General features: G+C 72.4%; 20 protein-coding genes. 13 read left to right on the forward strand and 7 right to left on the reverse strand.

The window, feature by feature from the left end:
- Positions 1 to 58: 58 nt before the first annotated feature.
- Positions 59 to 721: a response regulator transcription factor gene (locus tag AB0F98_RS15135; RefSeq protein WP_357734525.1), complete on the reverse strand. Its 663-nt coding sequence runs from the start codon at positions 719 to 721 to the stop codon at positions 59 to 61.
- On the reverse strand, positions 718 to 1,941 hold the full coding sequence (locus AB0F98_RS15140; RefSeq protein ID WP_357734528.1) for a histidine kinase: 1,224 nt from the start codon (positions 1,939 to 1,941) through the stop codon (positions 718 to 720). The genes AB0F98_RS15135 and AB0F98_RS15140 overlap by 4 nt, the downstream gene beginning before the upstream one ends.
- A gap of 158 nt (positions 1,942 to 2,099) precedes the next feature.
- On the opposite strand from AB0F98_RS15140, the gene fabG reads away from it, so the two are divergent.
- From fabG to AB0F98_RS15160, 4 genes are all read left to right on the forward strand, one after another.
- The gene (gene fabG / locus AB0F98_RS15145; RefSeq protein ID WP_357734531.1) at positions 2,100 to 2,804 is read left to right on the forward strand and encodes a 3-oxoacyl-ACP reductase FabG; all 705 of its coding nucleotides are present in this window, start codon (positions 2,100 to 2,102) and stop codon (positions 2,802 to 2,804) included.
- 33 nt (positions 2,805 to 2,837) lie between these two features.
- Positions 2,838 to 3,605, forward strand: coding sequence for an enoyl-ACP reductase FabI (gene fabI, locus AB0F98_RS15150; RefSeq protein ID WP_357734534.1), 768 nt, complete (start codon positions 2,838 to 2,840; stop codon positions 3,603 to 3,605).
- Between the two features lie 88 nt (positions 3,606 to 3,693).
- On the forward strand, positions 3,694 to 4,722 hold the full coding sequence (locus AB0F98_RS15155; protein ID WP_357734537.1) for a ferrochelatase: 1,029 nt from the start codon (positions 3,694 to 3,696) through the stop codon (positions 4,720 to 4,722).
- Positions 4,723 to 4,758: 36 nt separating this feature from the next.
- The gene (locus AB0F98_RS15160) at positions 4,759 to 5,538 is read left to right on the forward strand and encodes an HAD-IIA family hydrolase (RefSeq protein ID WP_357734540.1); all 780 of its coding nucleotides are present in this window, start codon (positions 4,759 to 4,761) and stop codon (positions 5,536 to 5,538) included.
- Positions 5,539 to 5,707: 169 nt separating this feature from the next.
- Here the strand turns inward: AB0F98_RS15160 and AB0F98_RS15165 are convergent, their stop codons facing one another.
- Positions 5,708 to 6,502 carry a hypothetical protein gene (locus tag AB0F98_RS15165; protein ID WP_350792664.1) on the reverse strand — a complete coding sequence of 265 codons (795 nt, stop codon included), beginning with the start codon at positions 6,500 to 6,502 and terminating at the stop codon, positions 5,708 to 5,710.
- A 629-nt stretch (positions 6,503 to 7,131) separates the two neighbouring features.
- Between AB0F98_RS15165 and AB0F98_RS15170 the strand changes: the two genes are divergently transcribed.
- Positions 7,132 to 7,950 (forward strand): DUF3097 domain-containing protein, encoded by an 819-nt coding sequence (locus AB0F98_RS15170; RefSeq protein ID WP_357734544.1) that lies wholly within the window; start codon positions 7,132 to 7,134, stop codon positions 7,948 to 7,950.
- 137 nt (positions 7,951 to 8,087) lie between these two features.
- On the opposite strand, the gene AB0F98_RS15175 is transcribed toward AB0F98_RS15170, so the two are convergent.
- Complete coding sequence (locus AB0F98_RS15175) at positions 8,088 to 9,395, reverse strand: serine hydrolase domain-containing protein (protein WP_357734547.1); 1,308 nt, start codon at positions 9,393 to 9,395, stop codon at positions 8,088 to 8,090.
- A gap of 122 nt (positions 9,396 to 9,517) precedes the next feature.
- Between AB0F98_RS15175 and AB0F98_RS15180 the strand changes: the two genes are divergently transcribed.
- The 7 genes from AB0F98_RS15180 to AB0F98_RS15210 all read left to right on the forward strand — a co-directional run bounded on the left by AB0F98_RS15180 (position 9,518) and on the right by AB0F98_RS15210 (position 19,447).
- Positions 9,518 to 9,991, forward strand: a complete 474-nt coding sequence (locus AB0F98_RS15180; RefSeq protein ID WP_357734550.1) for an NfeD family protein — start codon at positions 9,518 to 9,520, stop codon at positions 9,989 to 9,991.
- 4 nt (positions 9,992 to 9,995) lie between these two features.
- Positions 9,996 to 11,099 carry an SPFH domain-containing protein gene (locus AB0F98_RS15185; RefSeq protein WP_357734553.1) on the forward strand — a complete coding sequence of 368 codons (1,104 nt, stop codon included), beginning with the start codon at positions 9,996 to 9,998 and terminating at the stop codon, positions 11,097 to 11,099.
- A gap of 1,145 nt (positions 11,100 to 12,244) precedes the next feature.
- Positions 12,245 to 13,048: a hypothetical protein gene (locus AB0F98_RS15190; RefSeq protein WP_357734556.1), complete on the forward strand. Its 804-nt coding sequence runs from the start codon at positions 12,245 to 12,247 to the stop codon at positions 13,046 to 13,048.
- A gap of 263 nt (positions 13,049 to 13,311) precedes the next feature.
- Positions 13,312 to 15,519, forward strand: coding sequence for a transglycosylase domain-containing protein (locus tag AB0F98_RS15195; RefSeq protein WP_357734559.1), 2,208 nt, complete (start codon positions 13,312 to 13,314; stop codon positions 15,517 to 15,519).
- A 334-nt stretch (positions 15,520 to 15,853) separates the two neighbouring features.
- Positions 15,854 to 16,417 carry a dihydrofolate reductase family protein gene (locus AB0F98_RS15200; protein WP_357734562.1) on the forward strand — a complete coding sequence of 188 codons (564 nt, stop codon included), beginning with the start codon at positions 15,854 to 15,856 and terminating at the stop codon, positions 16,415 to 16,417.
- A gap of 101 nt (positions 16,418 to 16,518) precedes the next feature.
- Complete coding sequence (locus AB0F98_RS15205; RefSeq protein ID WP_357734565.1) at positions 16,519 to 17,406, forward strand: RNA methyltransferase; 888 nt, start codon at positions 16,519 to 16,521, stop codon at positions 17,404 to 17,406.
- Between the two features lie 160 nt (positions 17,407 to 17,566).
- Positions 17,567 to 19,447 carry a PucR family transcriptional regulator gene (locus tag AB0F98_RS15210; protein ID WP_357734568.1) on the forward strand — a complete coding sequence of 627 codons (1,881 nt, stop codon included), beginning with the start codon at positions 17,567 to 17,569 and terminating at the stop codon, positions 19,445 to 19,447.
- Positions 19,448 to 19,592: 145 nt separating this feature from the next.
- Here the strand turns inward: AB0F98_RS15210 and AB0F98_RS15215 are convergent, their stop codons facing one another.
- Positions 19,593 to 20,945, reverse strand: a complete 1,353-nt coding sequence (locus AB0F98_RS15215) for a hypothetical protein (protein ID WP_357734571.1) — start codon at positions 20,943 to 20,945, stop codon at positions 19,593 to 19,595.
- A 104-nt stretch (positions 20,946 to 21,049) separates the two neighbouring features.
- On the opposite strand from AB0F98_RS15215, the gene murD reads away from it, so the two are divergent.
- A complete protein-coding gene (gene murD / locus AB0F98_RS15220; RefSeq protein WP_357734574.1) occupies positions 21,050 to 22,396 on the forward strand; it encodes a UDP-N-acetylmuramoyl-L-alanine--D-glutamate ligase in 1,347 nt (448 codons plus the stop codon).
- 14 nt (positions 22,397 to 22,410) lie between these two features.
- On the opposite strand, the gene AB0F98_RS15225 is transcribed toward murD, so the two are convergent.
- Both AB0F98_RS15225 and AB0F98_RS15230 read right to left on the reverse strand, forming a co-directional pair.
- Positions 22,411 to 22,590, reverse strand: coding sequence for a hypothetical protein (locus AB0F98_RS15225; protein WP_357734577.1), 180 nt, complete (start codon positions 22,588 to 22,590; stop codon positions 22,411 to 22,413).
- 125 nt (positions 22,591 to 22,715) lie between these two features.
- Entirely contained in the window at positions 22,716 to 22,955 is a 240-nt protein-coding gene (locus tag AB0F98_RS15230; RefSeq protein ID WP_357734580.1) for a hypothetical protein, read from the reverse strand.
- Positions 22,956 to 22,969: the final 14 nt, after the last annotated feature.

Consider the following 22,969-nt stretch of genomic DNA (forward strand, 5'->3'; position numbering starts at 1 on the left):
GCGGAGCACGGGGGCGAGCGTCACCCCGCGGAGGGATCTCTGTCCCGATACTCCGGGGCTATTCGCCGGCGGCGACCAGTCCCGTCTCGTACGCCAGCACCACCGCCTGCGCCCGGTCCCGCAGGTGCAGCTTGGTCAGGATGCGGCCCACATGGGTCTTCACGGTCTGCTCGGCGACCACCAGGTCGGCGGCGATCTCCTGGTTGGACCGACCCCGGGCGATCAGCCGCAGCACCTCGGTCTCGCGTGGCGTCAGCGCGGCCAGTTCGGTGGGGCGGGGCCGGTGCCGCTCCGGGCGCGCCGCGAACTCGGCGATCAGCCGACGGGTCACCGCCGGGGCGAGCAGGGCGTCTCCGGCGGCCACCACCCGCACCGCGTGCACCAGGTCGGCGGCCGGCGCGTCCTTGAGCAGGAACCCGCTCGCCCCGGCGCGCAGCGCGTCGTAGACGTAGTCGTCCAGATCGAAGGTGGTGAGGATGAGCACCCGGGGTCGCTGCACGGCCCCGTCGGCGAGCAACTTGCGCGTGGCGGCCAGGCCGTCCAGCACCGGCATCCGGACGTCCATCAGCACCACGTCCGGGTCGAACCGGCGGGCGGCGGCGACCGCCTGCGCGCCGTCCGCCGCGTCGCCGACCACCAGCAGGTCCGGCTGCGCGGCGAGCAGCGCGCCGAAGCCCTGCCGCACCATCGCCTGGTCATCGGCGATCAGCACCCGGATCATGACTTCTCCTCGTCGTCGGCGTACGGCAGGGTCGCCTCGACCGCGTAGCCGCCGTCGTCGGTGACACCGGCGGTGAACGTACCGCCGAGCGCGACGGCCCGCTCGCGCATGCCGGTGAGCCCGTGCCCGCCGGCCCGGTCCGGTCCGGCCGCGACGCCGTCGGCGGCGTTCGACACACGCACCGCCAACTGTCCGCCGTGGGCGCGCAGGTTCACGCGCACGGCTGCGCCCGCCGCGTGCCGGGCGGCGTTGGCCAGCCCCTCCTGCACGATGCGGTACGCGGCCAGCCCGACCGGGGCGGGCGGCGCGGTCGGTACGTCCGTGGTCGAGACCACCGCCATGCCCGCGCGGCGGGCGGACGCCACCAGGTCGGGCAGGTCGGCCAGGTCGGGTTGCGGCGTGGTCCGCGGGTCCTCCGAGTCGCTGCGCAGCACGCCGAGCAGCCGGCGCATGTCGGTCAGGGCGGCACGGGCGGAGTCGGCGATGGCGGCGAACTCGTCGCGCGCCGGACCGGGCACCGCGTCGAGCCTGTACGGTGCGGTCTCCGCCTGCACGGCGATCATCGACATGTGGTGGGCGACCACGTCGTGCATCTCCCGGGCGATCCGGGTGCGTTCCTCCAACACCGCCCGCCGGGCCTTCTCCAGCTCGCTCAGCTCGGCCTGCTCGGCCAGCGCCCGCCGGGTGTGCACGTTGCGCCGCACCAGATCGCCGACGATGAGCAGCACGACGAAGAGCAGGCTGATGCCGACCTGGGCGGCCGGTGCGACGTACATCCAGACCGGGACGAGGCTGAACAGGCCGATCCAGGCCAGCACGGCCCGGTCGACCCGGGCGGCCACGACGGTCAGCACGATGACGATGACGATGACCTGGCTGGGGCTCCACGGCCAGACCTCAGTCGACTGCCGGTTGAAGGTGCCGAGCAGCTGCCCGACGAACATGACCCGCCAGGCCCACAGCGGTCGGTTCGGCAGCAGCGGCAGTGGTGCGACGGTGAGCACCGCGATCAGCCACGCGCTGGCGATGGGTAGTCGCCGCGAGTCGAGCAGGAACACCACGGTGACCAGGGTCAGCCCGACCAGTGCCAGCGCCCCGATCGCCGAAACGACGGCGGCGATCCGGGGCGAGCGGCGCAGCGGCCGGATCGCCGGGTAGTCCGGCCCGGCCACGACGCGGCGCAGGGCCGACACGGCGGCGTGGACGGGACTGCGATCCATCCCACGCACAGTAGTTCGACGCGACGTTCCGGTCGTGCCCCCGCAGAGCCATTCCGCGGGTCGTACCCAGGTGTGACACGGCACTCCGGTTAGCGCTTACCTACCGGTAACGCCTAGGCTCCGTCCCGTCCGCGCTCGTGACGTCGCAAGGGGGAATCGTGGCCCGTACCGTGCTGGTGACCGGGGGTAACCGGGGGATCGGCCTGGCGATCGCGCAGGCCTTCGCCAAGCAGGGCGACCGGGTGGCGGTGACCTACCGTAGCGGGGAGGCCCCGGCGGGCTTCTTCGGTGTGCGCTGTGACGTCACCGACGGCGAGTCGGTGGACGCCGCCTTCACCGCGATCGAGGCGGAGCTGGGCCCGGTCGAGGTGCTGGTGTCCAACGCCGGCATGACCGACGACACGCTGCTCATGCGGATGTCCGAGGAGCAGTTCACCCGGGTGCTGGACACGAACCTCACGGGCGCCTACCGCTGCGCCAAGCGCGCCTCGACCAAGATGCTCCACGCCCGGTGGGGCCGCATGATCTTCATCTCCTCGGTGGTCGCCCTCGCCGGGGGCGCCGGCCAGGTCAACTACGCGGCCAGCAAGGCCGGACTGGTCGGTGTGGCCCGCTCGATCACCCGTGAGCTGGGCAGCCGCAACATCACCGCGAACGTGGTGGCGCCGGGCTTCATCGACACGGACATGACCGCGGTGCTGTCCGACGAACGCAAGGCGGAGATCCGCAAGTCGATCCCGGCCGGCCGGATGGCCCACCCGGACGAGGTCGCGACCGTGGTCACCTGGCTGGCCGGGGACGGGGCCGGCTACGTGTCCGGCGCCGTGATCCCCGTGGACGGCGGCCTGGGCATGGGCCACTGACCCAGATCACCACACAGGACGGAGGAACCCGGCATGTCCGGACTGCTGGCCGGTAAGCGGCTGCTGGTCACCGGCGTCATCACCGACGCCTCGATCGCCTTCTCGGTGGCGAAGCTCGCGCAGGAGAACGGGGCGCAGGTCATACTGACCGGCTTCGGACGGCTCTCCCTGGTGGAGCGGATCGCCAAGCGGCTGCCCGAGCCGGCCCCGGTGATCGAGCTCGACGTCACGAACACCGAGCACCTGGCCGGGCTCGCCGACAAGGTGCGCGAGCACGTCGACGGCCTGGACGGCGTGGTCCACTCGATCGGCTTCGCCCCGCAGAGCTGCCTCGGTGGCGGTTTCCTCGACGCGCCGTGGGAGGACGTGGCCACCGCGGTCCATGTCTCGACGTACTCCTACAAGTCGCTGGCGGTGGCTGCGCTGCCGCTGATGTCCCCGGGCAGCGCCGTGGTCGGCCTCACCTTCGACGCGACGAAGGCCTGGCCGGTCTACGACTGGATGGGGGTGGCCAAGGCCGGGCTGGAATCCGCCTCCCGCTACCTGGCGCTGCACCTCGGCAAGCAGGGCATCCGCAGCAACCTGGTGTCGGCCGGTCCGCTGCGCACCATGGCCGCGAAGTCGATCCCCGGCTTCGACCAGTTCGAAGAAGCCTGGACCGAACGCGCCCCGCTGGGCTGGAGCCTCACCGACCAGGAGCCGGCCGCCCGGGCGTGCCTGGCGCTGCTGTCGGACTGGTTCCCGGCCACCACCGGTGAGATCGTGCACGTCGACGGCGGCTACCACGCCCTCGGCGCCTGATTCGCCCCTGGTGCCCCCGCCGCGATCGGGGGCACCAGTCGGCGGGGGCGTCGTCGGAGCGGTCGGGCCGCGGGGAAGAATGGGAGCCATGGCGTACGACGCGGTGGTACTTGTCGGTTTCGGGGGGCCGGAGCGGCCCGAGGACGTGCTGCCGTTCCTGCAGAACGTCACCCGCGGTCGTGGCGTGCCGCCGGAGCGGCTGGCCGAGGTCGCCGAGCACTACCAGCACTTCGGCGGGGTGTCCCCGATCAACCAGCAGAACCGGGACCTGCTCGCGGCGATCCGTGCCGATTTCGCCGCGAACGGTGTTGATCTGCCGGTCTACTGGGGCAACCGCAACTGGCACCCGATGCTCGCCGACACGGTGACGCAGATGCGCGACGACGGGGTGACCAACGCCCTCGCGTTCGTCACCAGCGCGTACGGCGGCTACTCCTCGTGTCGCCAGTATCAGGAGGACATCGCCGCGGCCCGTGCCGCCGTGGGCCCGGACGCGCCCATGATCGAGAAGCTGCGTCAGTTCTGGGACCACCCGGGCTTCGTCGAGCCGCACGTCGACGCGGTACGCGCCGCCCTCGGCGAGCTCGACCCGGCGAAGCGGGACAGCACCCGGCTGGTCTTCACCGCCCACTCGGTGCCCATCTCGATGGCGAACAGCGCCGGCCCGCACGGCGGCCGGTACGAGGCGCAGCTGCGCGAGACCGCCCGGCTGGTGGCCGCGGCCGCCGCGCCCGACCTGCCGTACGACCTGGTGTGGCAGAGCCGGTCCGGCCCGCCGCAGGTGCCGTGGCTGGAGCCGGACGTCAACGACCACCTGGCCGCGCTCGCCGAGGCGGGCACCACGAGCGTGGTGATCAGCCCGATCGGGTTCGTCTCGGACCACCTGGAGGTGGTCTGGGACCTGGACACGGAGGCGCGGCAGACGGCGAAGGAGCTCGGCCTGGACTTCGCCCGCGCCGGCACTCCCGGCGTCGACCCGCGCTTCGTCGCGATGGTCCGGGAGCTGGTCGCCGAGCGAACCGACCCGGACGGGGCGAAGCTGCGTCGACGCCTCGGCGAACTGCCCCTCTGGGACACCTGCCCGGCGGTCTGCTGCGTCCCGCCGCGCCGCTCCTGACACCGACCCGCCCGCCGACAGACCTGGGAGCATCCGATGCTTGACCGTAAGCCCGTGCAGAGCTGGCTCACCGACATGGACGGTGTGCTGGTGCACGAGGGCCAGCCCGTCCCGGGGGCGCCCGAGTTCATCAAGCGGATGCGCGCCTCCGGCAAGCCTTTCCTGGTGCTCACCAACAACTCGATCTACACACCGCGGGACCTGCAGGCTCGACTCAGCCGGATGGGGCTGGACGTGCCGGAGGAGTCGATCTGGTCGTCGGCGCTGGCCACGGCCCAGTTCCTCGGCGAGCAGCGGCCGGGCGGCACGGCGTACGTCATCGGGGAGGCCGGACTCACCACCGCGCTGCACGCGGTCGGCTACGTGCTGACCGATTTCGCACCCGACTACGTGGTGCTGGGCGAGACCCGCACCTACAGCTTCGAGGCGATCACCAAGGCGATCCGCCTGATCAACGACGGGGCGCGGTTCATCTGCACGAACCCGGACGTCACCGGGCCGTCGATGGAGGGCGCGCTGCCCGCCGCCGGCTCGGTAGCGGCGATGATCTCCAAGGCGACCGGCATCGAGCCGTACTTCGTCGGCAAGCCGAACCCGATGATGATGCGCTCGGCGCTGAACACGATCAACGCGCACTCGGAGAGCACCGCGATGATCGGGGACCGGATGGACACCGACATCCTGTGCGGCCTGGAGGCCGGCCTGGAGACGATCCTCGTGCTGAGCGGGATCAGCACCCGGGCCGAGGCGGAACGCTACCCGTACCGCCCGTCGCGCATGGTCGAGTCGGTGGCGGACCTGATCGACGAGATCTGACCTGACGGTTCAGCGTGGCCGCCGGTGCGACCGGCGGCCACCGTTACCGCCCGGACCAGGACTGACAGCTCTCCGGGCCTCGCCCGCGCACCCGCCGACGGGCGGTTTCGCCGGACGGCAGGATCGGGCCCGGGTCCAGGCGGCGAGGTGGTGCCGCGGCCGGCGTCGCTCAGGGGCGCAGCGGGGCGTTGCAGGCGGCCACCAGCGCCTGTCGGCACGCCGTGGTCAGCGGGCGCAGGGCGGCGTCGCGCTGCTGGGCCTCGTAGTTGTTGATCGCGCCGCCCGGCGCCGTGTGGCCGGCCAGGGCGAGCACCCGATCCAGGACCGCGGCCCGGGCGAACAGCCGGCGGGCCCGCGGATCGAAGCCGGGCGGCAGGTCGGTGGTGCCGTCGGGACGGCGTAGCGCCTCCAGCGCCCCGGCCAGCTCGGGCCGCCACTGGGCCACGTCGAGGCGGGTCAGCGCGGCGGTGGTCTCGGCGAGCGCGGCGGCGAGTTCCGCCTCCGCCTCGGCGGCGCCGGGAAGGGTCAGCGAAGCCGCCGGCGCGTTGGCGGGCAGCGGGTAGACCTGCCAGAGCACAGTCTCGAAGGTGTCACCGGAGCCCGAGGTGTGCGTGCGTACCTGCGGGATCAGCCCGAGCCCGCCGGCCACCACCGCCTCGCCCACGTCCAGCGCCGTGCCGGTGAAGTCGCCCGGCCCGGGCAGCCCGCGAGGGTCGCCGGGGGCGGGCAGCACCAGACGGATCTCGTCGGGCGACAGCTTGGCCAGGATGGGCAGCGCCTCGCCCAGCGGTACGTCGGTCCAGGTGCCGGGGGCATCCGCGACCAGGTGCTCCTCGTGACCGGCGATCGCGTTCGCGACCTCGTCGAAGGGCACCAGCCCGGCGCGCCACGCGCGTACCCAGGCAACGAACCGGCTCGACCGGCGGGGCGTCAGCGTCGCCGCGCCCGTTGCGGGGGTGGACATGCCGAAAGGGTACGTGGTCGCGACCGGCTGTGTCTCGGCTGCCGGTGCGGCGGCGTGGCCTGCGCCGAACTGCCCGCTTCGCCGTCTCCGTACCGGCCCGTCAGGTCCCGTCGATCATGCGCTGGTGGCACGCCATCGGGAGCATTTCGTACCGTTCATCCGGTGTCGCGGCCCGGCGTGCCGCCCTGACCCGGCGTGCCGCCCTGACCCGGCGTGCCGCCCTGACCCGGCGTGCCGCCCTGACCCGGCGTGCCGCCCTGACCCGGCGTGCCGCCCCGACCCGGCGTGCCATGCCGGGCCGTGCGCGTCGCGATCGCTGCAAGATCGCGCTGTATCTACGAAGTAGTGGTCTCCTTGGCACAGGGAGGCCACTGCTTCCGTGTCGTTGCGCGATCTTGACGGTTGGACGTGGTCGTGGGCCGGCCGACCGGCGTGCCGGCCGTCGCTCTGGGCGTGCGCGGCGGTACGGGGTGTCGCCGGTGGGGTGCTGGATCGCCCAGGCATTGCCTTCCCCGGGCTCGCCGGCGACGGATGGGGGGCTCGCCGGTCGGCGGAGGGTGAGCGGCGAGACAACCTGGGTCCGGTGTGTCGGCGGGGCGGGTGGGGAGGTGGCAGTTAGCGTGATCCACATGGCGCGGCGGTACGAGAGCGACGTGTTGGCGGGGGACTGGCGGCGGCGCAAGGTCGTACCGGAGGTGGACGCGGAACCCGACCTCGTGGTCGAGGACGCCGACTCCGGGTTCTGCGGCGCGGTGGTGGGCTTCGAGTCGGGTGCGGTGGTGCTGGAGGACCGGCATGGCCGTCGGCGCAACTTCCCGCTGCTGCCGGCCGCGTTCCTGCTGGACGGGAAGCCGGTGACCCTGCGCCGCCCGGTGCGGACCTCGGCCCCCGCACCGCGTCGCCGGACCGCGTCCGGCTCGGTCGCCGTGGACAACGTGAAGGCGCAGGTGGCCAAGGCGAGCCGGATCTGGGTCGAGGGCGTGCACGATGCCGCGCTGGTCGAGCGGATCTGGGGCGACGACCTGCGCATCGAGGGAGTGGTGGTCGAGCCGCTGGACGGCATCGACGCCCTCGGCGCGGAGGTCCGCGCCTTCGGACCCGGGCCGAGCCGGCGGCTCGGCGTACTCGTCGACCACCTGGTGCCAGGCTCCAAGGAGAGCCGGATCGTGGCGAAGGTGACCTCGCCGCACGTGCTCGTGACCGGCCACCCGTACGTCGACGTGTGGCAGGCGGTGAAGCCGAAGGCGCTCGGTATCGCGGCGTGGCCGGTGGTGCCGCCCGGACGTCCCTGGAAGGAGGGGGTCTGCGCCGCGCTGGGCGTCGCCGAACCGGCCGACATGTGGCGGCACATCCTGTCGCGGGTCGACAGCTTCGCCGACGTGGAGACCCCGCTCATCAACGCGATGGAACGCTTGATCGACTTCGTCACGGAGCCGGCGACCGACTGAGCCGTGGGCTTGGGGTTGTGGCGGTCGCCGGAGCGCTGGCTGAGCCGCCGGACCCGGGGTTGCGGCAGTTGCCGGAGCCTCGGCGCCGGCTGCGGTGACTCGGCACCGCACCGGCGCGCCGCCTGGCCGAGCCGCTGTCAGGGTTCCTGGTCCGGGCTGCGGGTGAAGACGAAGGTGGCGATGTCGAGCGCCACGGCGACGCCCGAGTCGTCGCGGAGCACCGAGAGGATCTCCCCGTGCTCCGGGCCCGAACAGCCCCGCCACCGGTCCGGCCCCTCGGCGACGAACCGGTTCATCCGCTCGCCGCGCATGAGCACCTCCAGTTCGCCGGCGGCCTCGTCCCAGCGGACGTCGAGCGGCACACCCATCCACCACCAGCGGCCGGTCACCTCGGTGACCCCGGTCGACGGGGCGGCGCTGGTCGGCTGCCAGGGGCGGGGCAGCGGTGGCTCGGTGTCGAGCACGGTGGCGAGGATCTGCCGCCCCAGGCCGCCGATCCCGAAGCCGTACGCGTTGGCGAAGCCCACCACCGCGGTACGGCTCGGGCGGTGCACCGCCAGTGCGGCCACGTAGCCCGGCATCGAGCCGCCGTGGCCGACGTACACGCGGTCGCCGTCGCGGTAGAGCTCCAGGCCGAGGCCGTGCCCGCCGGTCCACGAGTCGAGGTCACTGATCACCACGGGGGCGCACATCTCGGTCAGCGTGCCCGGTGCGAGCACCTCGGGTGCCGGGTCGGCCAGGAACGCCGCCCAGCCGGCAAGGTCCTCCACCGTGGACCAGAGCTGGCCGGCCGGGGCCATCGCTCCGGTGTCGGTGCGTGGCTCCTCCCGGAGCGTGCCGTGCCACGGATGTACCACGTATCCACGGGCGAACGGCTCGGTCGCCGCGTACGTGGTGCGCCGCAGGCCCAACGGGTCGAGGATCCGCTGGCGGACCAGCTCTGCCCACGGCGTACCGGTGATCCGCTCCAGCACCCCGCCGAGCAGCCCGTACGCCAGGTTCGAGTAGTGGTACGCACGGTGCGCCGGGTAAGCGATCTTGGTCGCGCTCACCCCGGTCAACAGGGTCGTCAGGTCGCTGCCCTCGGCCCGCTCCCACCACTCGCCCTCCGGTTCGCGTTGCAGGCCGCTGGCGTGCCCGAGGAGCTGGCGCAGGGTGAGCCCGCCCACTCCGGTGCCGGGCAGGTGCTTCTCCAGCGGGTCGTCGAGGCTCAGCCGGCCCGCGTCGCGTTCCTGCATCACCACGACGGCGGTCATCGTCTTGCTGATCGAACCGAGCCGGAACTGCAGGTCCGGGTGGGCAGCGGGGTGCTCGCCGGCGGTGGCGACGTGCACCAGCGACCCGTCGCGGACCACGCCCATCACCAGCGACGGCACACGTCCCGCCGACTGCGCCTGCGCGACCAGGAGGTCGACCTGACGGGCGGTTCCGGGCAGCAGGGACACGGGTTCTCCTCGCTCGCTGGGGTGCGTTGGACGCGCGGCCGGGTGGGCCCGCCGCGGACGTCGCCGAGCTTACTGATCATCCCGGGGCAGCCGCGCGTGCATTTGCGTGTCACGATCGAGGGGTGGACGCCGTGCTGTGGGTCGTGTTGGGTGTGTTGCTGGCGGTCGCCGAGGTATTCACGACGACGCTTTTCCTGATCATGTTCGCGGCCGGTGCGTTCGCCGCAGCCGGCGCGGCGGCGCTCGGTGCGCCGACGCTCGTGCAGGCGCTGGTGTTCGCGGTGGTCTCCGCGCTCACCTTGACGGTCGTCCGGCCCGTGATCAAGCGGCACCGACGCTCGGCGCTGGAGAGCGGCGAGCAGCCGTTCGGTGTCGAGGCGATCGAGGGGGCGACGGCGCTGGTGCTGGAGCGGGTGGACGCCGAGCACGGCCTGGTCAAGATCGACGGTGAGCTGTGGACCGCGCGGTCGTACGACGCGACGCAGTCGTTCGACCCCGGTCGGCGGGTGCGGGTGATAAAGGTCCGGGGCGCGACGGCCCTGGTGTGGCAGGACGACGATGTTACGTCCGGCGAATTGCCGGAAGCGGGAGGGTGAGGGAATGCCAGCGATAACCGTGCTGGTGATCGCCGTGGCGTTGATCGCTGTGGTGACACTGGCCAAGGCGGTGCGGATCGTGCCGCAGCAGCGCCAGGACGTGGTCGAGCGGCTGGGCAAGTACAAGAGGACCCTCAATCCGGGCCTCAACCTGCTGGTGCCGTTCATCGACGCGGTGCGCACCAAGGTCGACATGCGTGAGCAGGTGGTCAGCTTCCCGCCGCAGCCGGTAATCACCTCCGACAACCTGGTCGTCTCGATCGACACGGTGCTCTACTACAAGGTCATCGACTCGGTCCGTGCGACCTACGAGATCTCCAACTTCATCCAGGCGATCGAGCAGCTGACGGTCACCACGCTGCGTAACGTCATCGGCTCGCTGGATCTCGAGCGGGCACTGACCAGCCGCGAGGAGATCAACCGGCACCTCTCCGGCGTGCTGGACGAGACCACCGGCCGCTGGGGCATCAAGGTGACCCGGGTCGAGATCAAGGCGATCGAGCCGCCGCCGAGCATCCGCGACTCGATGGAGAAGCAGATGCGCGCCGAGCGGGACCGTCGGGCCGCCATCCTCAACGCCGAGGGTCACAAGCAGGCGCAGATCCTCACCGCCGAGGGTGAGAAGCAGGCCGCGGTGCTGCGTGCCGACGGTGACCGGCAGGCCCGGATCCTCCAGGCCGAGGGTCAGGCCAAGGCGATCCGTACCGTCTTCGACGCCGTCCACCAGGCGAACCCGAGCCAGAAGGTGCTCGCCTACCAATACCTCCAGGCCCTGCCGCAGATCGCCAACGGCACCGCCAACAAGGTCTGGATCGTGCCGGCCGAGCTGACCAAGGCCCTCGAAGGGATGGGTGGCGCGCTCGGCGGATTGAGCCGGATGGTGGGCGACGAGCCCGCGCCGGAGGCGGCCGACCACGCGAGCGCCGTCGAGCGCGAGGCGGCCGAGGCCGCGCAGGCCGCCGCGGCGGCCGCCCAGGAAATCCACGACGAGGTACGCGTCGCCGAGGCGCAGGCCACCGGTGGTACGCCGCAGGGGCTGCCCGCGCCGGAGCCGGTCTCCCCGGCGAGCCTGGTGAACGATCCGGCCGACCAGCGCGAGCGCGGCTGAGCGAACACCTGCGACGCGGGTCGCCAGGCTGATTCCCCTCGGGAAGCACGCCAGGCGACCCGCGTCGTTTCTTCCCCGCGGACCCGCCGACCCGCCCAACGGGGCCACCCGGCCACCCGGCCACCCGGGCACCCGGGCACCCGGGCACCCGGGCCACCCCACCACCCGCGAAACCGGGCCGACCGGGCAACCGGGCAACCGGGCCGACCGGCAACCGGGCCCATTGGCCGACGGGGGCCGACCGGACAAACCGCCGACCGGCGAGCTGGCCCTTGGCCAACCGAGCCAACCGGCCAAACCGCCAACCGCCAACCCACCCGCCCGCAGGGTGGACCGGACCGGCCTGCCACCCCGCCAGCCGGGCGGACCGGCCTGCCACCCCGCCAGCCGGGTGGACCGGCCTGTCACCCCGCCAGCCGGGCGGGCCGGCCTGCCAACCCCGCCAACCGGGCGGACCGACAGGCCAACCTGCCGGCCGGGCCGACCGCCAACCGATATTCGACAGCCACTGATCGCCGGCTGCGCCGCTCGTTATGCAGGGGCAAACAGGGGTGAACCGGATTTCGCGGACTGCCTGACACGGGTCCTCGGCATGATCGACTCGCCTTCCTTGAAGTCGCGGTATCAATGGGCATGGGACACCGCGACATCAATGATCTCGAGTTGATCGTGGGGTTCGATCCGCGGTCCGGGCCCCGCGGTCCGGGCCCCGCGGTCCGGGCTCGCGGTCCGGGCTCCGCGGTCCGGGCTCCACGGTCCGGGCTCCGCGATCCGGGCTCCGGGCTCCGCGGTCCGGGCTCCGGGCTCCGCGGTCCGGGCTCCACGGTCCGGGCTCCGCGATTCCGGGCTCGGCGGCCGCTGCGCGGGCCGCCGCTTCCCGCGTGAGCTCCCGTGTCTGGCGCAGGCCCCGTGTTTGACGCAGGCCTGCTTCTAGCGTGGGCGTTCGCGTTCCGATCGCCGGAGCCGCGCCCGGACCTGGCTGGCGCGTGTGCCGATTGTTGTGGCGTTGGGGCGGTGCGTTGGGAATAACGCGAAAGCCCCTCACTCCTGCTCGGATCGCTGCCACGATCGGTCGGAGGACGGGTGGTGACCAGGCATCGGGGCGCCCCGGCGTTCCGCACCGCTCGTGAGGAGCGAGGTGACGCATGAAGGATCCGGCGAAGCGGATATGGTCCTCGGCCCCGGTGAGCGGAGCACACGACCCGACCGGACCGCTCGGCACTCGGCGTACGGGCGGTGGGTTCGGGGTGCTGCCCTTCGTCGGTGAGCCGACCTCGGCGGGGCCGGCGACCAACGCGAGCTGGGCCTGGTCGGTACGCCGGTTCGCCCGCGCCGCGGTGTGGCTGCTGCCTGCGTACGCCGTCCTGTACGGCGCGGTCGCGATGGCCAGCGACGGCGGGGTGGGCAACGACCCGTACCCGGCCGACGGTCGGCCGCTCTACCTGGTCGGCTGGGTGGCCGCGGTCTGGTTGGGTCTGCTCGCCCTGTTGGCCCTCACCGGGCTCCTCGCCGCGACCCGCAGCCGCAAGGGCGCTGCGGCGGGCCTGCTCGTGAGCATCGCCGGCACGGTGTTGATGCTCCCGTTCGCCGGACTCGAGGAGCAGACGCCCGTGTTCGGTACCACCGCCCGCATGTTGGTGCTGGTCGGAGCGACCTGCTACAGCATCGGCTGGTTCCTCACCGGCTGGGCGGTGGCCCGCTCCGGCGCGTTCAGCATGGGCGACGGAGTGATGCTGATGATCGCAGCGCCGCTGCTCGGCCTCGGCGGCGCGCTGGTCGGCTCACTGCAGACCTTCGGCGCGATCTTCGTGTTGATCGCCGGAATCGGCATCGGCTACCGCTCCGGCCGGCTCGTGCCGCGCGAGATCGTCCGCGACGCGGCCTCGGCGAGCGTCGCCACCGCGACCCCGCCACCGGCCGCCCCCGGCGGCCCCCTCTCACCCGCCTGACCCACCCAACCCAACCCAACCCAACCCAACCCAACCCCGGACCCAACGGCCGGCCCTGAAGTGATGATCATGAAGTTATTGCCGGGACACGCCGCGTGAGCGGGCAATAACTTCATGATCACCCGCGTCACCCCCGTCACCCGTGTCGCGCGTGTCGCGGTGGGGGTGGAGGGTGGGAGGTTGCTGGGGCGAGGCGGTGAAGTTCCTGACAAACCGGCCCGCGGGCTGGTCGGTTGATGGCTTTCGTGGCAATCCTGGGGACCATGGCCCCTCTCCGTTCACCGCTCTCGAGGCTGTTCACCGTGCTCCTCGCCGGGGTGCTGGCCGGCCTCGTCCTCGCGGTGGCCGTACTCCCCGGCAACCTGCTGTTCGGGCTCGTCACCCGGTCGGCGCTCGGGGCGTACGCCGCGCTACCGGATGCCCTGCGTACGCCGGCCACCCCGCAGCGCTCCTACATCTACGCGAACGACGGCAAGACGTTGATCACCACGTTCTACGACGTGAACCGCACCGACGTTTCGCTGTCGGAGATCGCGCCGGTGATGCGGCAGGCGATCGTGGCGGCCGAGGACCGGCGGTTCTACGAGCACGGCGGCGCCGATCTGCGCGGCCTGTTCCGTGCGGTGGTGGCGAACGTGAAGGGCGGCGGCACCGAACAGGGCGGCTCCACGCTCACCATGCAGTACGTCCGCAACGTGCTGAAGACGGACCCGACCCGCACGGCGGAGGAGCGGCAGGCCGCCACCGACCCGACCGTGGGCCGCAAGATCCAGGAGATCCGGTACGCCTCGGCGTTGGAGAAGTCGCTCAGTAAGGACGAGATCCTCAACCGGTACCTGAACATCGCGTACTTCGGCTCCGGGGCGTACGGCGTCGCGGCCGCCAGCCAGCGGTACTTCGGCAAGGAGCCGGGGCAGCTGACCCTCGCCGAGTCGGCTCTGCTCGCCGGCCTCGTGCAGTCGCCGGACGCGTACAGCCCGCTCGACGGTGACCGGGACCAGGCGCTGGCGCGCCGGTCGTACGTGCTCGACTCGATGGTGCAGACCGGGGCGATCACGGCCGCGCAGGCGGCCCAGGCCAAGGCCGAGAAGCTCGTCCTGCACCCGACCGCCCAGGCCAACGGCTGCACGGCGACCGCGCAGGGGCACGACGACTGGGGCTTCTTCTGCGACTACCTGCGCCGCTGGTGGCTGACCCAGCCGGCGTTCGGCGCGACCACGGAGGAGCGGGAGCAGGCGCTGCGTCGGGGCGGCTACACCGTCGTCACCTCGCTCGACCCGAAGATCCAGGACGCCGCCCAGAAGCAGGCCACCGAGGTGTACGGGTACGACAGCAAGAACGCGCTGCCGATCGCCGCGGTCGAGCCGGGCACCGGTCGGGTGCTGGCGATGGCGGTGAACCGGCACTACAGCCTCGCCGCGAACCCGAAGGGGCAGGAGAACCACCCGAACACCGTCAACCCGCTGATCTCGGGCGGGGGCGGGGTCGACGGCTATCAGGCCGGGTCGACGTTCAAGCTCTTCACGATGCTCGCCGCGCTGGAGTCGGGCAAGACGCTCTCCACCGGCTTCGACGCGCCCGCGAAGCTACCCACCCGCTACCCGGACAACGGTGAGGGCAACTGCGGCGGCCACTGGTGTCCGGCCAACGCCAACCCGGACTGGATGGACGGCTACCGGATGATGTGGGACGGCTTCGGCCGCTCGGTCAACACGTACTTCGTCTGGCTGGCCGAGCAGGTCGGGCAGGACAAGGTCGTCGAGATGGCGCAGCGGCTCGGCATCACGTTCCGGGCCGACGCGGACGCCAGTTTCGCCAAGGACAACGCGGCCAACTGGGGGTCCTTCACCCTCGGCGTCGCCGCGACCACGCCGCTCGACGTCGCCAACGCGTACGCCACCGTGGCCTCCGAGGGCATGTACTGCAAGCCGTTGCCGGTGGTCTCGGTGACGGCCGCGAACGGTGAACGGGTTCAGGTCGCCGACCCGTCCTGCAAGCGGGTGCTGGACGCCGACGTGGCCCGGGCCGCCACGGATGCGGCGCGTTGCCCGGTCGGACAGCAGTCCGCGTACGGGCAGTGCAACGGCGGTACGGCCACCTCGGTGAACGACATCCTCGGTGGCCGTCCGGTCGCCGGCAAGACGGGTAGCTCGGAGGAGAACGCCACCGAGACCTTCGTCGGGTTCACGCCGCAGGTAGCGGTCGCCGGCATCGCCGCGAACCCCGACGACCCGACCGACTCGGTGGGCTCCGCCGTGCAGGCTCAGGTGATCGACGCGGTCGCGCACGTGATCTCGACGGCGGTCAAGGGCAAGCCGGAGAAGGACTTCACCGCACCCAGCCAGGAGTTGGCCGGCAACCCGCACCGGCCGGCAGACCGTCCGCCGGTGCGGCCGGACCGCACCGACAACCGTCAGCGTACGGACGACCCCGGGTCGCTGCTGGAGCGCTGGCTCGCCGGGCGCGGCTGACCGCCGGAACACTCAGCCGGCTTCGGGTGCAGTTGTCGTCACGGCGGCGACAACCGCACCCGAAGCCGTTTCCAGCACCGTGCCGGAGCGGTCGCTTCGTCGTGGCGGGCGACAACTTGCGTCCGAGCTCTTGGGGTCGGGCGGGACGTCCAGCGGAGAAGCTGCGTGCCGACCGGCTGATGGACGAGCCCGAGCCCCGGCACGCGGCCGTCTGCGACGAGCGAACGAAAGATCCGGCGAAAGTCGGGCCGGGTTGTCGGATCCGGCCGGGCGGCTCCGACCAACGGGCGAGAGGCCCCGTCTGGGGGCGTACCGCGCCGGAGGAGAAACGGCCATGCGCAAGATCGTCTACTACGTACACCAGTCGGTCGACGGCTACATCCACGGCCCGAACGGTGAGTTCGACTGGGCACACATGGGCCCGGAGCTGTCGGCGTACTCGTTCGAGCTGACCGAGCGGGCCGGCGCCTTCCTCTACGGCCGCAAGGTCTGGGAACTGATGTCCTTCTACTGGCCACGGGCCGAGTCGATGTCCGAGGACCCGCACGACCTCGCGTTCGCGCCGGTCTGGCGGAAGACGCCGAAGGTCGTGGTCTCCCGGACGCTCACCGGGGCCGCCGAGGGGGCCCGGGTGATCGGCGGCGGTGACCTGGCCGCCGAGATCACCGCGCTCAAGGCGGAGCCCGGCAAGGACCTCCTGCTCACCGGGGGCTCGAAGCTCGCCTCGGCGCTGACCGAACTCGGGCTGATCGACGAGTACGTGATCGTTGTGCACCCGGTGGTGCTCGGTGGCGGCCAGCCGGTGTTCCTGGACGCCGAGCGGCTCGGCCTGCGCCTGGCGCAGACCCGTACCTTCGACGGCTGTTCGGTGCTGCTGCACTACCAGCGGGCGGAGTGAGCACGCGTCGCTGGCGGAAGGTCGGGCGCCGTAGCATCGACGTGGGGCGTGGGTGTCGGCCCGCGCCACCACGTGGAACGGGGACGCTCCGGTGGTCGGCGGTGCGGGGTGGCGTGAGGTGCGCCGCGCTGCGCGCACGGCAGGCGGTCGGGTGGACGGACGTCCGGCAGAATCGTCGGGTGCCCGTCCACGAGATCACCGACCCTGACGACGAGCGGATCGCCGACTACCGCGCGCTGACCGACGTCGAGCTGCGTACCCGCTGGGAGCCCCCGCACGGGCTGTTCATCGCCGAGGGCGAGCTGGTGCTGCGCCGGGCACTGCGGGCCGGCTATCCGGCGCGGTCGTACCTGGTTGACGCCAAGCGGGTCGATCAGCTCGCCGACCTGGACACCGGGGAGGCGCCGGTCTACGCGGCGAGCCAGGACGTGCTGGAGAAGGCCACCGGCTTCCACGTACACCGGGGTGTGCTCGCGTCCTTCCGGCGGCGGCCGCTGCCCACGGTGGCCGAGGTGCTCGCGGAGGCCCGCCGGGTGGTGATCCTCGAGGATGTGAACAACCACACCAACCTCGGCGCCATCTTCAGGGGGGCCGCCGCCCTGGGTGTCGACGCGGTGCTGCTCTCGCCGACCTGCGCCGACCCGCTCTACCGGCGCAGCGTCCGGGTCAGCATGGGTGAGGTGTTCGCGGTGCCGTACGCCAAGTTCGATCAGTGGCCTGGTGGCCTGGATCAGATCCGGGAGGCGGGCTTCAGCGTGCTCGCCATGACGCCGGCATCGGACGCCGTACCGATCCAGCGGCTGACGCCGGCGCAGCGTCAGCGGGCGGCCCTTCTCCTGGGGGCCGAAGGTCCTGGCCTGACCGCGGCGGCGCAGAATGCCAGCGACGTACGGGTCGTGCTCCCGATGCGCCGTGGGGTGGACTCGTTGAACGTCGCCGCCGCCGCGGCGGTGGCGTTCTGGGAGCTGGGCCGCGACGACCCGCTGTAGTGGTGGGTGTAGTCGCCGCCGTGGCGAACTCAGGCCGGTCCGAAACGGGCCGAGCGTACCGGTGCGGGCACCCGTAAGCTGCCCGGTCTTCGGCCGGTCGTTCCCGAATCGGGCAGGGGCGGCCGCGCCGGTTTCCGCCACGGGCGTCACGGACGGTAGCGTGACGCCCGTGTTCCCTACCGTCCGTGAGGTTCTTGCCCTCGACCCGGTCCGCCACGGCGCCCCGCGCCTGGTGGCGGGGGAGGCCGGGCTCGACCGGCTGGTCCGCTGGGTGCACGTGGCCGAGGTGCCGGACATCGCCTCACTGCTCGGCGGCGGTGAGCTGGTGCTCACCACCGGGATCGGCCTGCCCGCCGACGACGCGGGGCTGCGCGCGTTCATCGGCGACCTGGCCGACGTGGGCGTGTCCGGCCTGGTCGTCGAGCTGGGTCGCCGGTACGTCAGCGGGGTGCCCCGGGTGATGGCGGCCGCGGCCGAACGCCGCGGGCTGCCCCTGGCGGAGCTGCGACGGGCCACCCCGTTCGTCCGGATCACGGAGGCGGTGCACGGGCTGATCGTGGATGCCCAGCTCACCGAGCTGCGGGCCACCGAGGAGATCCACCAGCGGTTCACCGAGCTGTCGGTCGAGGGCGCCGGGCCGGGCGAGGTGATCCGGCAGGCGGCGGAGCTCTCCGGCTGCCCGGTGGTGCTGGAGAACCTGTCCCGGCAGGTGCTCGCGTACGACCCGGCGGGGGAGAGCGCCGAACTGCTACTCGACGGCTGGGAGCAGCACTCGCGCCGGATCCGGCCGGCCGGGCGGACCGCGTACGACGCGGACAGCGGCTGGCTGGTGACCGAGGTCGGGGCCCGCGGCCAGGACTGGGGTCGTCTGCTGTTGCGCTGGCCGGCCGGGGGTGACCTTCCCACCGTCCGCCCACGTCGGCCCGCCACCACCCCGGACTTCCACCTCGGGCGCCAGTCGCCGCAGGTCGTTCCGCCGACCCGGCTCACGATCCTGGTCGAGCGGGCCGCCTCCACGCTGGCGTTGGGCCGGTTGATCCGCCGGGACGCCGAAGGGCTGGAACGGCAGATGCATCGCACGCTGCTCACGGCGCTCCTCGACCACTCCTGGCCGGTGGACGAGGTGGCGCTGCGGGCCAAGGCGCTCGGTGTGACGCTGGACCGCAGACACCTGGTCGGGATCATGATCCGGTTCCGGGCCGACGGCCCGGCGGGGGACAGTGCCCCGGGTGGTGAACCGGGCCCGGCGACGCCGCCGGCGCGGTTGCGTGACCTGGCCGAGGCGGTGGAGCATGCGCTGCGTGAGGCACGGCTCGCCGCCCTGTCCAGCGCGGTCGACGACCATGCGGTCGGCGCGCTGGTCGCCCTGCCTGACGCCGCCGCCGAGGAGCGGGCGCTGGGCGCGTTCGCCGCCGCGCTGCGCCGGGCCCGGCTCGACGGATCGACCGCGACCCGCCAGGACGGTACGGCCCGTGTCGACGTACCGGGCCGGAGCGATGCCACCCGGTCGGAGACGGCGTCCCGGATCGACGCGCCGTCCCGGGGCGACCTGCCCCGGCAGGGCGCACGCGCGACGGTCCCGGGTCCGCCGTCTCCGGTGATCATCGCGGCAGGCACGGGGGTGGGTGGCCTCCGCGAGGCCCGACGCTCACTCATCGAGGCGCGGCAGATCGCCGACGCGGCCCGCCGGGACCGTCGTGACCTGCCCATCTTCCGGCTGCCGCACGTCGGGCTCGCCGGGCTGCTGCACCTGCTCCGCGACGAGCCGCGGGTGCAGACCTTCGTCGAGCGGGAACTCGGCCCGCTGCTCGGGTACGACGCGCAGCACCCGCGGGAGCAGTTGCTCGACACGCTGCGCGCGTACCTCGAACAGGGCCGGAACAAGTCGGCGGCGGCCGCCGCGGCGCACCTGTCCAGGCCGGCCTTCTACGAGCGGCTGGCCCGCATAGGGCGCATCCTCGACGTCGACCTGGACTCGGTCGAAGCCTGCCTCAGCCTCCACGTCGCACTGCTGGCCCTGGACGCCATCCGCACCCCCTGACCACCCCCAGCCCACCCGGCCCACCCCCGCCCCGGCCCGGTGATCATGAAGTTATTGCCTCCGGCATCGGCGTGTCCCGGCAATAACTTCATGATCGACGCGGCGATCGCGGGGTGGGCGGGACCGGGAGGCGGGACCGGGGGGGTTAGGAGAGGGTGGTTAGGGCCTTTGCGTAGGCGGGGGGGACGTGGTTGGGGCCGCCGCCGGGGGTGAAGACGTCCGAGGTGGCGACCACCGACCAGGCGGTGTCGGGTACGGCGTCCACCAGGGCGCGTACGACCGGGGCGTCGCGCCACTGCTCCTGCTCGGCGAGCAGGCTCAACGCCACCACCGACTCCTCCACCTCGCCGACGCACTCGAACGGCTTGTGCCCGTCCACCCCGAGCAGCTCCCGGTAGCCGGGGATCTGGGTCTCGTCGGCGAGCAGGTCGCCACCGAAGATGTGGGTGATCCGCTCCCGGGGCATGAACGGGGCGAGCGCCAGGAAGACGAACCGGCACTTCGGGCAGTCCCGGCACCAGCGTTCGCTGGGGTCACGCAGCTTGAACGCCGCGTTGCAGCTGGTCACCACGTCGTCGTAGCGGTCGATCCCGGCGAAGAGCCGGGCGATGTGCAGCTCCGACAGTGGCCGCAGCAGCGAGAAGTAGGGCTCGGCGAGCCCGGCGTGCTCGGTGAGCGCCGCACGCAGCAGCCCCTCGGCCTCGACCCCCTTGGACCACTGGTGGTTGATCTCGTGACCGTTCCAGATCAGGTTCGGGTCGGACGCGGAGCGTTCGTTGGACATCACCACCGGCCCCAGCCCGTGCAGCACCGACGTCGCGACCGCGATCAGCGAGTTGATCGCGGTGACCGGGATGTGTCCGTTGCGGGCGCCGCCGGCGTTCAGATCGAACAGCACCGGGTCGATCCGGCGGCGGGCGGCCAGCGGCGCGAGCCCCGACGCCTCGTTCACCGAGACGATCACGTGGTTCGGGTTGACCGAGAACGGCACCGGGTCGAAGCCGGCCCGCCGCAGCGCCTCCAGGCTGACGATCGAGTCCTTGCCGCCGCCGACCGCCGACAGCGGCCGCCGGTCGGAGTTGTCCAGCGGGGCCAGGGGCTTGACGGAGCCGTCCGGGATCTCCGGCGTGAGCTGGAGCACATGCCGCAACTGGTTGCGGTACGCGTACTCCCCGAGGCCCTTGGTGTAGATGGCCGTGACGAGCTCGGCGGCGGCCGGCCCGAGCGGAGCCGGCAGCACCAGCCGGCCGGGCGCGGCGACCTTGTAGTAGCTGACTCCGGCGACGACGTGCAGCAGCTCGAGCACCCGACCGAGGGCGGCGACCGCCTCGTCGGAGGGCGGCGTCTCCGGGAGTGGAAGTGTGATCGCCTCGGTGAACCGCTGCTCACCGCCGGGACCTGTCAGAGCGTAGTCGAACAACGCCTCACCGGTGGAGAGGTCGATCGAGTAGGACGGGAATCCGAAGGCGTCCATCCGCCGCAGTTGCTCGTAGCGCACACGCCATACTAGGCCCTGGTTCGTCCGGCCGTGCCCGGCTGTGCCGGACCCGCACCGCGACACCCGGCCCGTCCGGTACCGCCGAAACCCGGAGGAGATCACCTGTGCGCTTGTCTGACCTGCGCGGACGTTCCGTCGCCGTCTGGGGGACCGGCCGGGAGGGCCGGGCGGCGGTGACCGCGATCGCCGCACACGGCCCGGCCGAGCTGGTCGCCGTCGACGACAGCGCCAACTTCCTCTCGCTGCCGTGGGACGGGCCACTTGCCGAGGCCGCCCCGCTCGTCACCGGCGAGGAGGCTTTCGCCCGGCTCGCCGCCGCCGATGTGGTGGTCCGCTCGCCGGGCGTGCCGCAGACCCACCCGTGGCTGGTCGAGCTGCGCCGCCAGGGTGTCACCATCACCCAGGGCACCGCGCTCTGGATGGCCGACCACGCCGACCGGACCGTCGGGGTCACCGGCAGCAAGGGCAAGAGCACCACGTCGAGCCTGATCAGCCACCTGCTGAACGCGGTGGACCGGCCGAACGTCTTCGGTGGCAACATCGGCGTGCCCACGTTGGACCTGCCCGAGGCCGACCTGTACGTGCTGGAACTCTCCAGCTACCAGTGCAGCGACCTGATGGACTCGCCCCGGGTGGCGGTGGTCACCGCGCTCTTCCCCGAGCACCTCGACGCCCACGGCGGCGAGGCCGAGTACTACCGGGACAAGCTCAACCTGCTCGCGTACGGGCCGCGGACCGTGGTGGTCAACGGCAACGACCCGCGGCTCGCGCTCGAACTGGGCGACCGGGCGGCGGTACGCGCCGGCCTGCCCGACACCGCGTACGTGGCCACCGGCTCGGACGGCGCGCCCTGGTTCCACCTTCGCGATCAGCCGCTCTTCCCGCGCGCCGTGCTGCCACTGGTCGGTCGGCACAACGAGGGCAACCTCTGCGTCGCGCTCGCCGTGCTCGACGCGCTCGGCGTGGACGTCGTCGGCCGTAAGGACACGCTCGCCGTGGCGGTCGCCGGGTTCCAGGGACTGGCCCACCGGCTCACCGAGATCGTCGACCCGTCCGGGCTCACCTTTGTCGACGACACCCTCGCCACCAGCCCGTACGCCGCCATGCACGCCATCGACGCGTACGAGGGACGGCCCCTCACCGTGATCGTCGGCGGCACCGACCGGGGGTTGGACTACGGCCCGCTGCGGGAGCACCTGGCCGAGCGCGAGATAACCGTCATCGGGATTCCGGACAGCGGCCCGCGGATCGTCGAGGCGCTCGCGGGGCTGCCGAAGGTGCGGACCGAGACGGTCGACGAGTTGGTGGACGCGGTGCGGCTGGCCCGGGAACTGACCCCGGTCGGTGGCGTGGTGCTGCTTTCGCCCGCGGCGCCGAGCTACGGCCGGTTCCGCAACTTCGAGCACCGCTCGGAGGTCTTCGCCGAGGCGGTACGCGACACCGCCGGCTGACCTCTGGTCGGAGGTCAGGCATCCAGGACGGTGAGCCACTCGCCCGTCCTGGGGCGGTAGCCGTGCCGGTCCGAAAGTCCACGGAGGATCGCCGGCGCGTGACCGGCACCGTAGACGATGGCCACGCCGATGGGCTCCGCGGCGCGCGTACGGACGAGGGCGGCGAGGCGACCGCCACGAACGGAAGGCCACACCACAGGAGGATCCGATAGCGCAGTGGCATGGTTCGCCAGATTCACAAGGTAGGGCCGGAACACAAGCTCCGCGGGCATCATCGGCCGCCCTGGCGGCGCGGGGCCGAAACGCGGGCGCGGCCGTGTCAGAAGAGGGCATTCAGTAGGAGGCGCCCGCCGTTGACCAGCGCCACCGCCCCCATCGACGTGATCAACACGCCGAACAGCCTGTCGAGCATGACGAACCGATTCCGTCGCCGGACGAGCCGGTCAGCTGTCCAGTTCGTTCGCCGAGCGGGGCTGAGCGGGCGGACAACCCGCTCGGCAAGCCCGATGTGCCTCGTCGCGATCTCGCGGTGATTCGCGGCGAGCGCCGCTCCGATCACGACCAGGAGAGCTC

The sequence above is a fragment of the Micromonospora sp. NPDC023737 genome, assembly GCF_040639715.1.
Classification (GTDB): Bacteria; Actinomycetota; Actinomycetes; order Mycobacteriales; family Micromonosporaceae; genus Micromonospora.

Bases quoted from the DNA above. Each gene is read 5' to 3' on its own strand.
- AB0F98_RS15135 (WP_357734525.1), bottom strand. From the start codon at position 721: ATGATCCGGGTGCTGATCGCCGATGACCAGGCGATGGTGCGGCAGGGC.
- AB0F98_RS15140 (WP_357734528.1), bottom strand. From the start codon at position 1,941: ATGGATCGCAGTCCCGTCCACGCCGCCGTGTCGGCCCTGCGCCGCGTC.
- fabI (WP_357734534.1), top strand. From the start codon at position 2,838: ATGTCCGGACTGCTGGCCGGTAAGCGGCTGCTGGTCACCGGCGTCATC.
- AB0F98_RS15155 (WP_357734537.1), top strand. From the start codon at position 3,694: ATGGCGTACGACGCGGTGGTACTTGTCGGTTTCGGGGGGCCGGAGCGG.
- AB0F98_RS15160 (WP_357734540.1), top strand. From the start codon at position 4,759: ATGCTTGACCGTAAGCCCGTGCAGAGCTGGCTCACCGACATGGACGGT.
- AB0F98_RS15165 (WP_350792664.1), bottom strand. From the start codon at position 6,502: ATGTCCACCCCCGCAACGGGCGCGGCGACGCTGACGCCCCGCCGGTCG.
- AB0F98_RS15170 (WP_357734544.1), top strand. From the start codon at position 7,132: ATGGCGCGGCGGTACGAGAGCGACGTGTTGGCGGGGGACTGGCGGCGG.
- AB0F98_RS15185 (WP_357734553.1), top strand. From the start codon at position 9,996: ATGCCAGCGATAACCGTGCTGGTGATCGCCGTGGCGTTGATCGCTGTG.
- AB0F98_RS15190 (WP_357734556.1), top strand. From the start codon at position 12,245: ATGAAGGATCCGGCGAAGCGGATATGGTCCTCGGCCCCGGTGAGCGGA.
- AB0F98_RS15195 (WP_357734559.1), top strand. From the start codon at position 13,312: ATGGCCCCTCTCCGTTCACCGCTCTCGAGGCTGTTCACCGTGCTCCTC.
- AB0F98_RS15200 (WP_357734562.1), top strand. From the start codon at position 15,854: ATGCGCAAGATCGTCTACTACGTACACCAGTCGGTCGACGGCTACATC.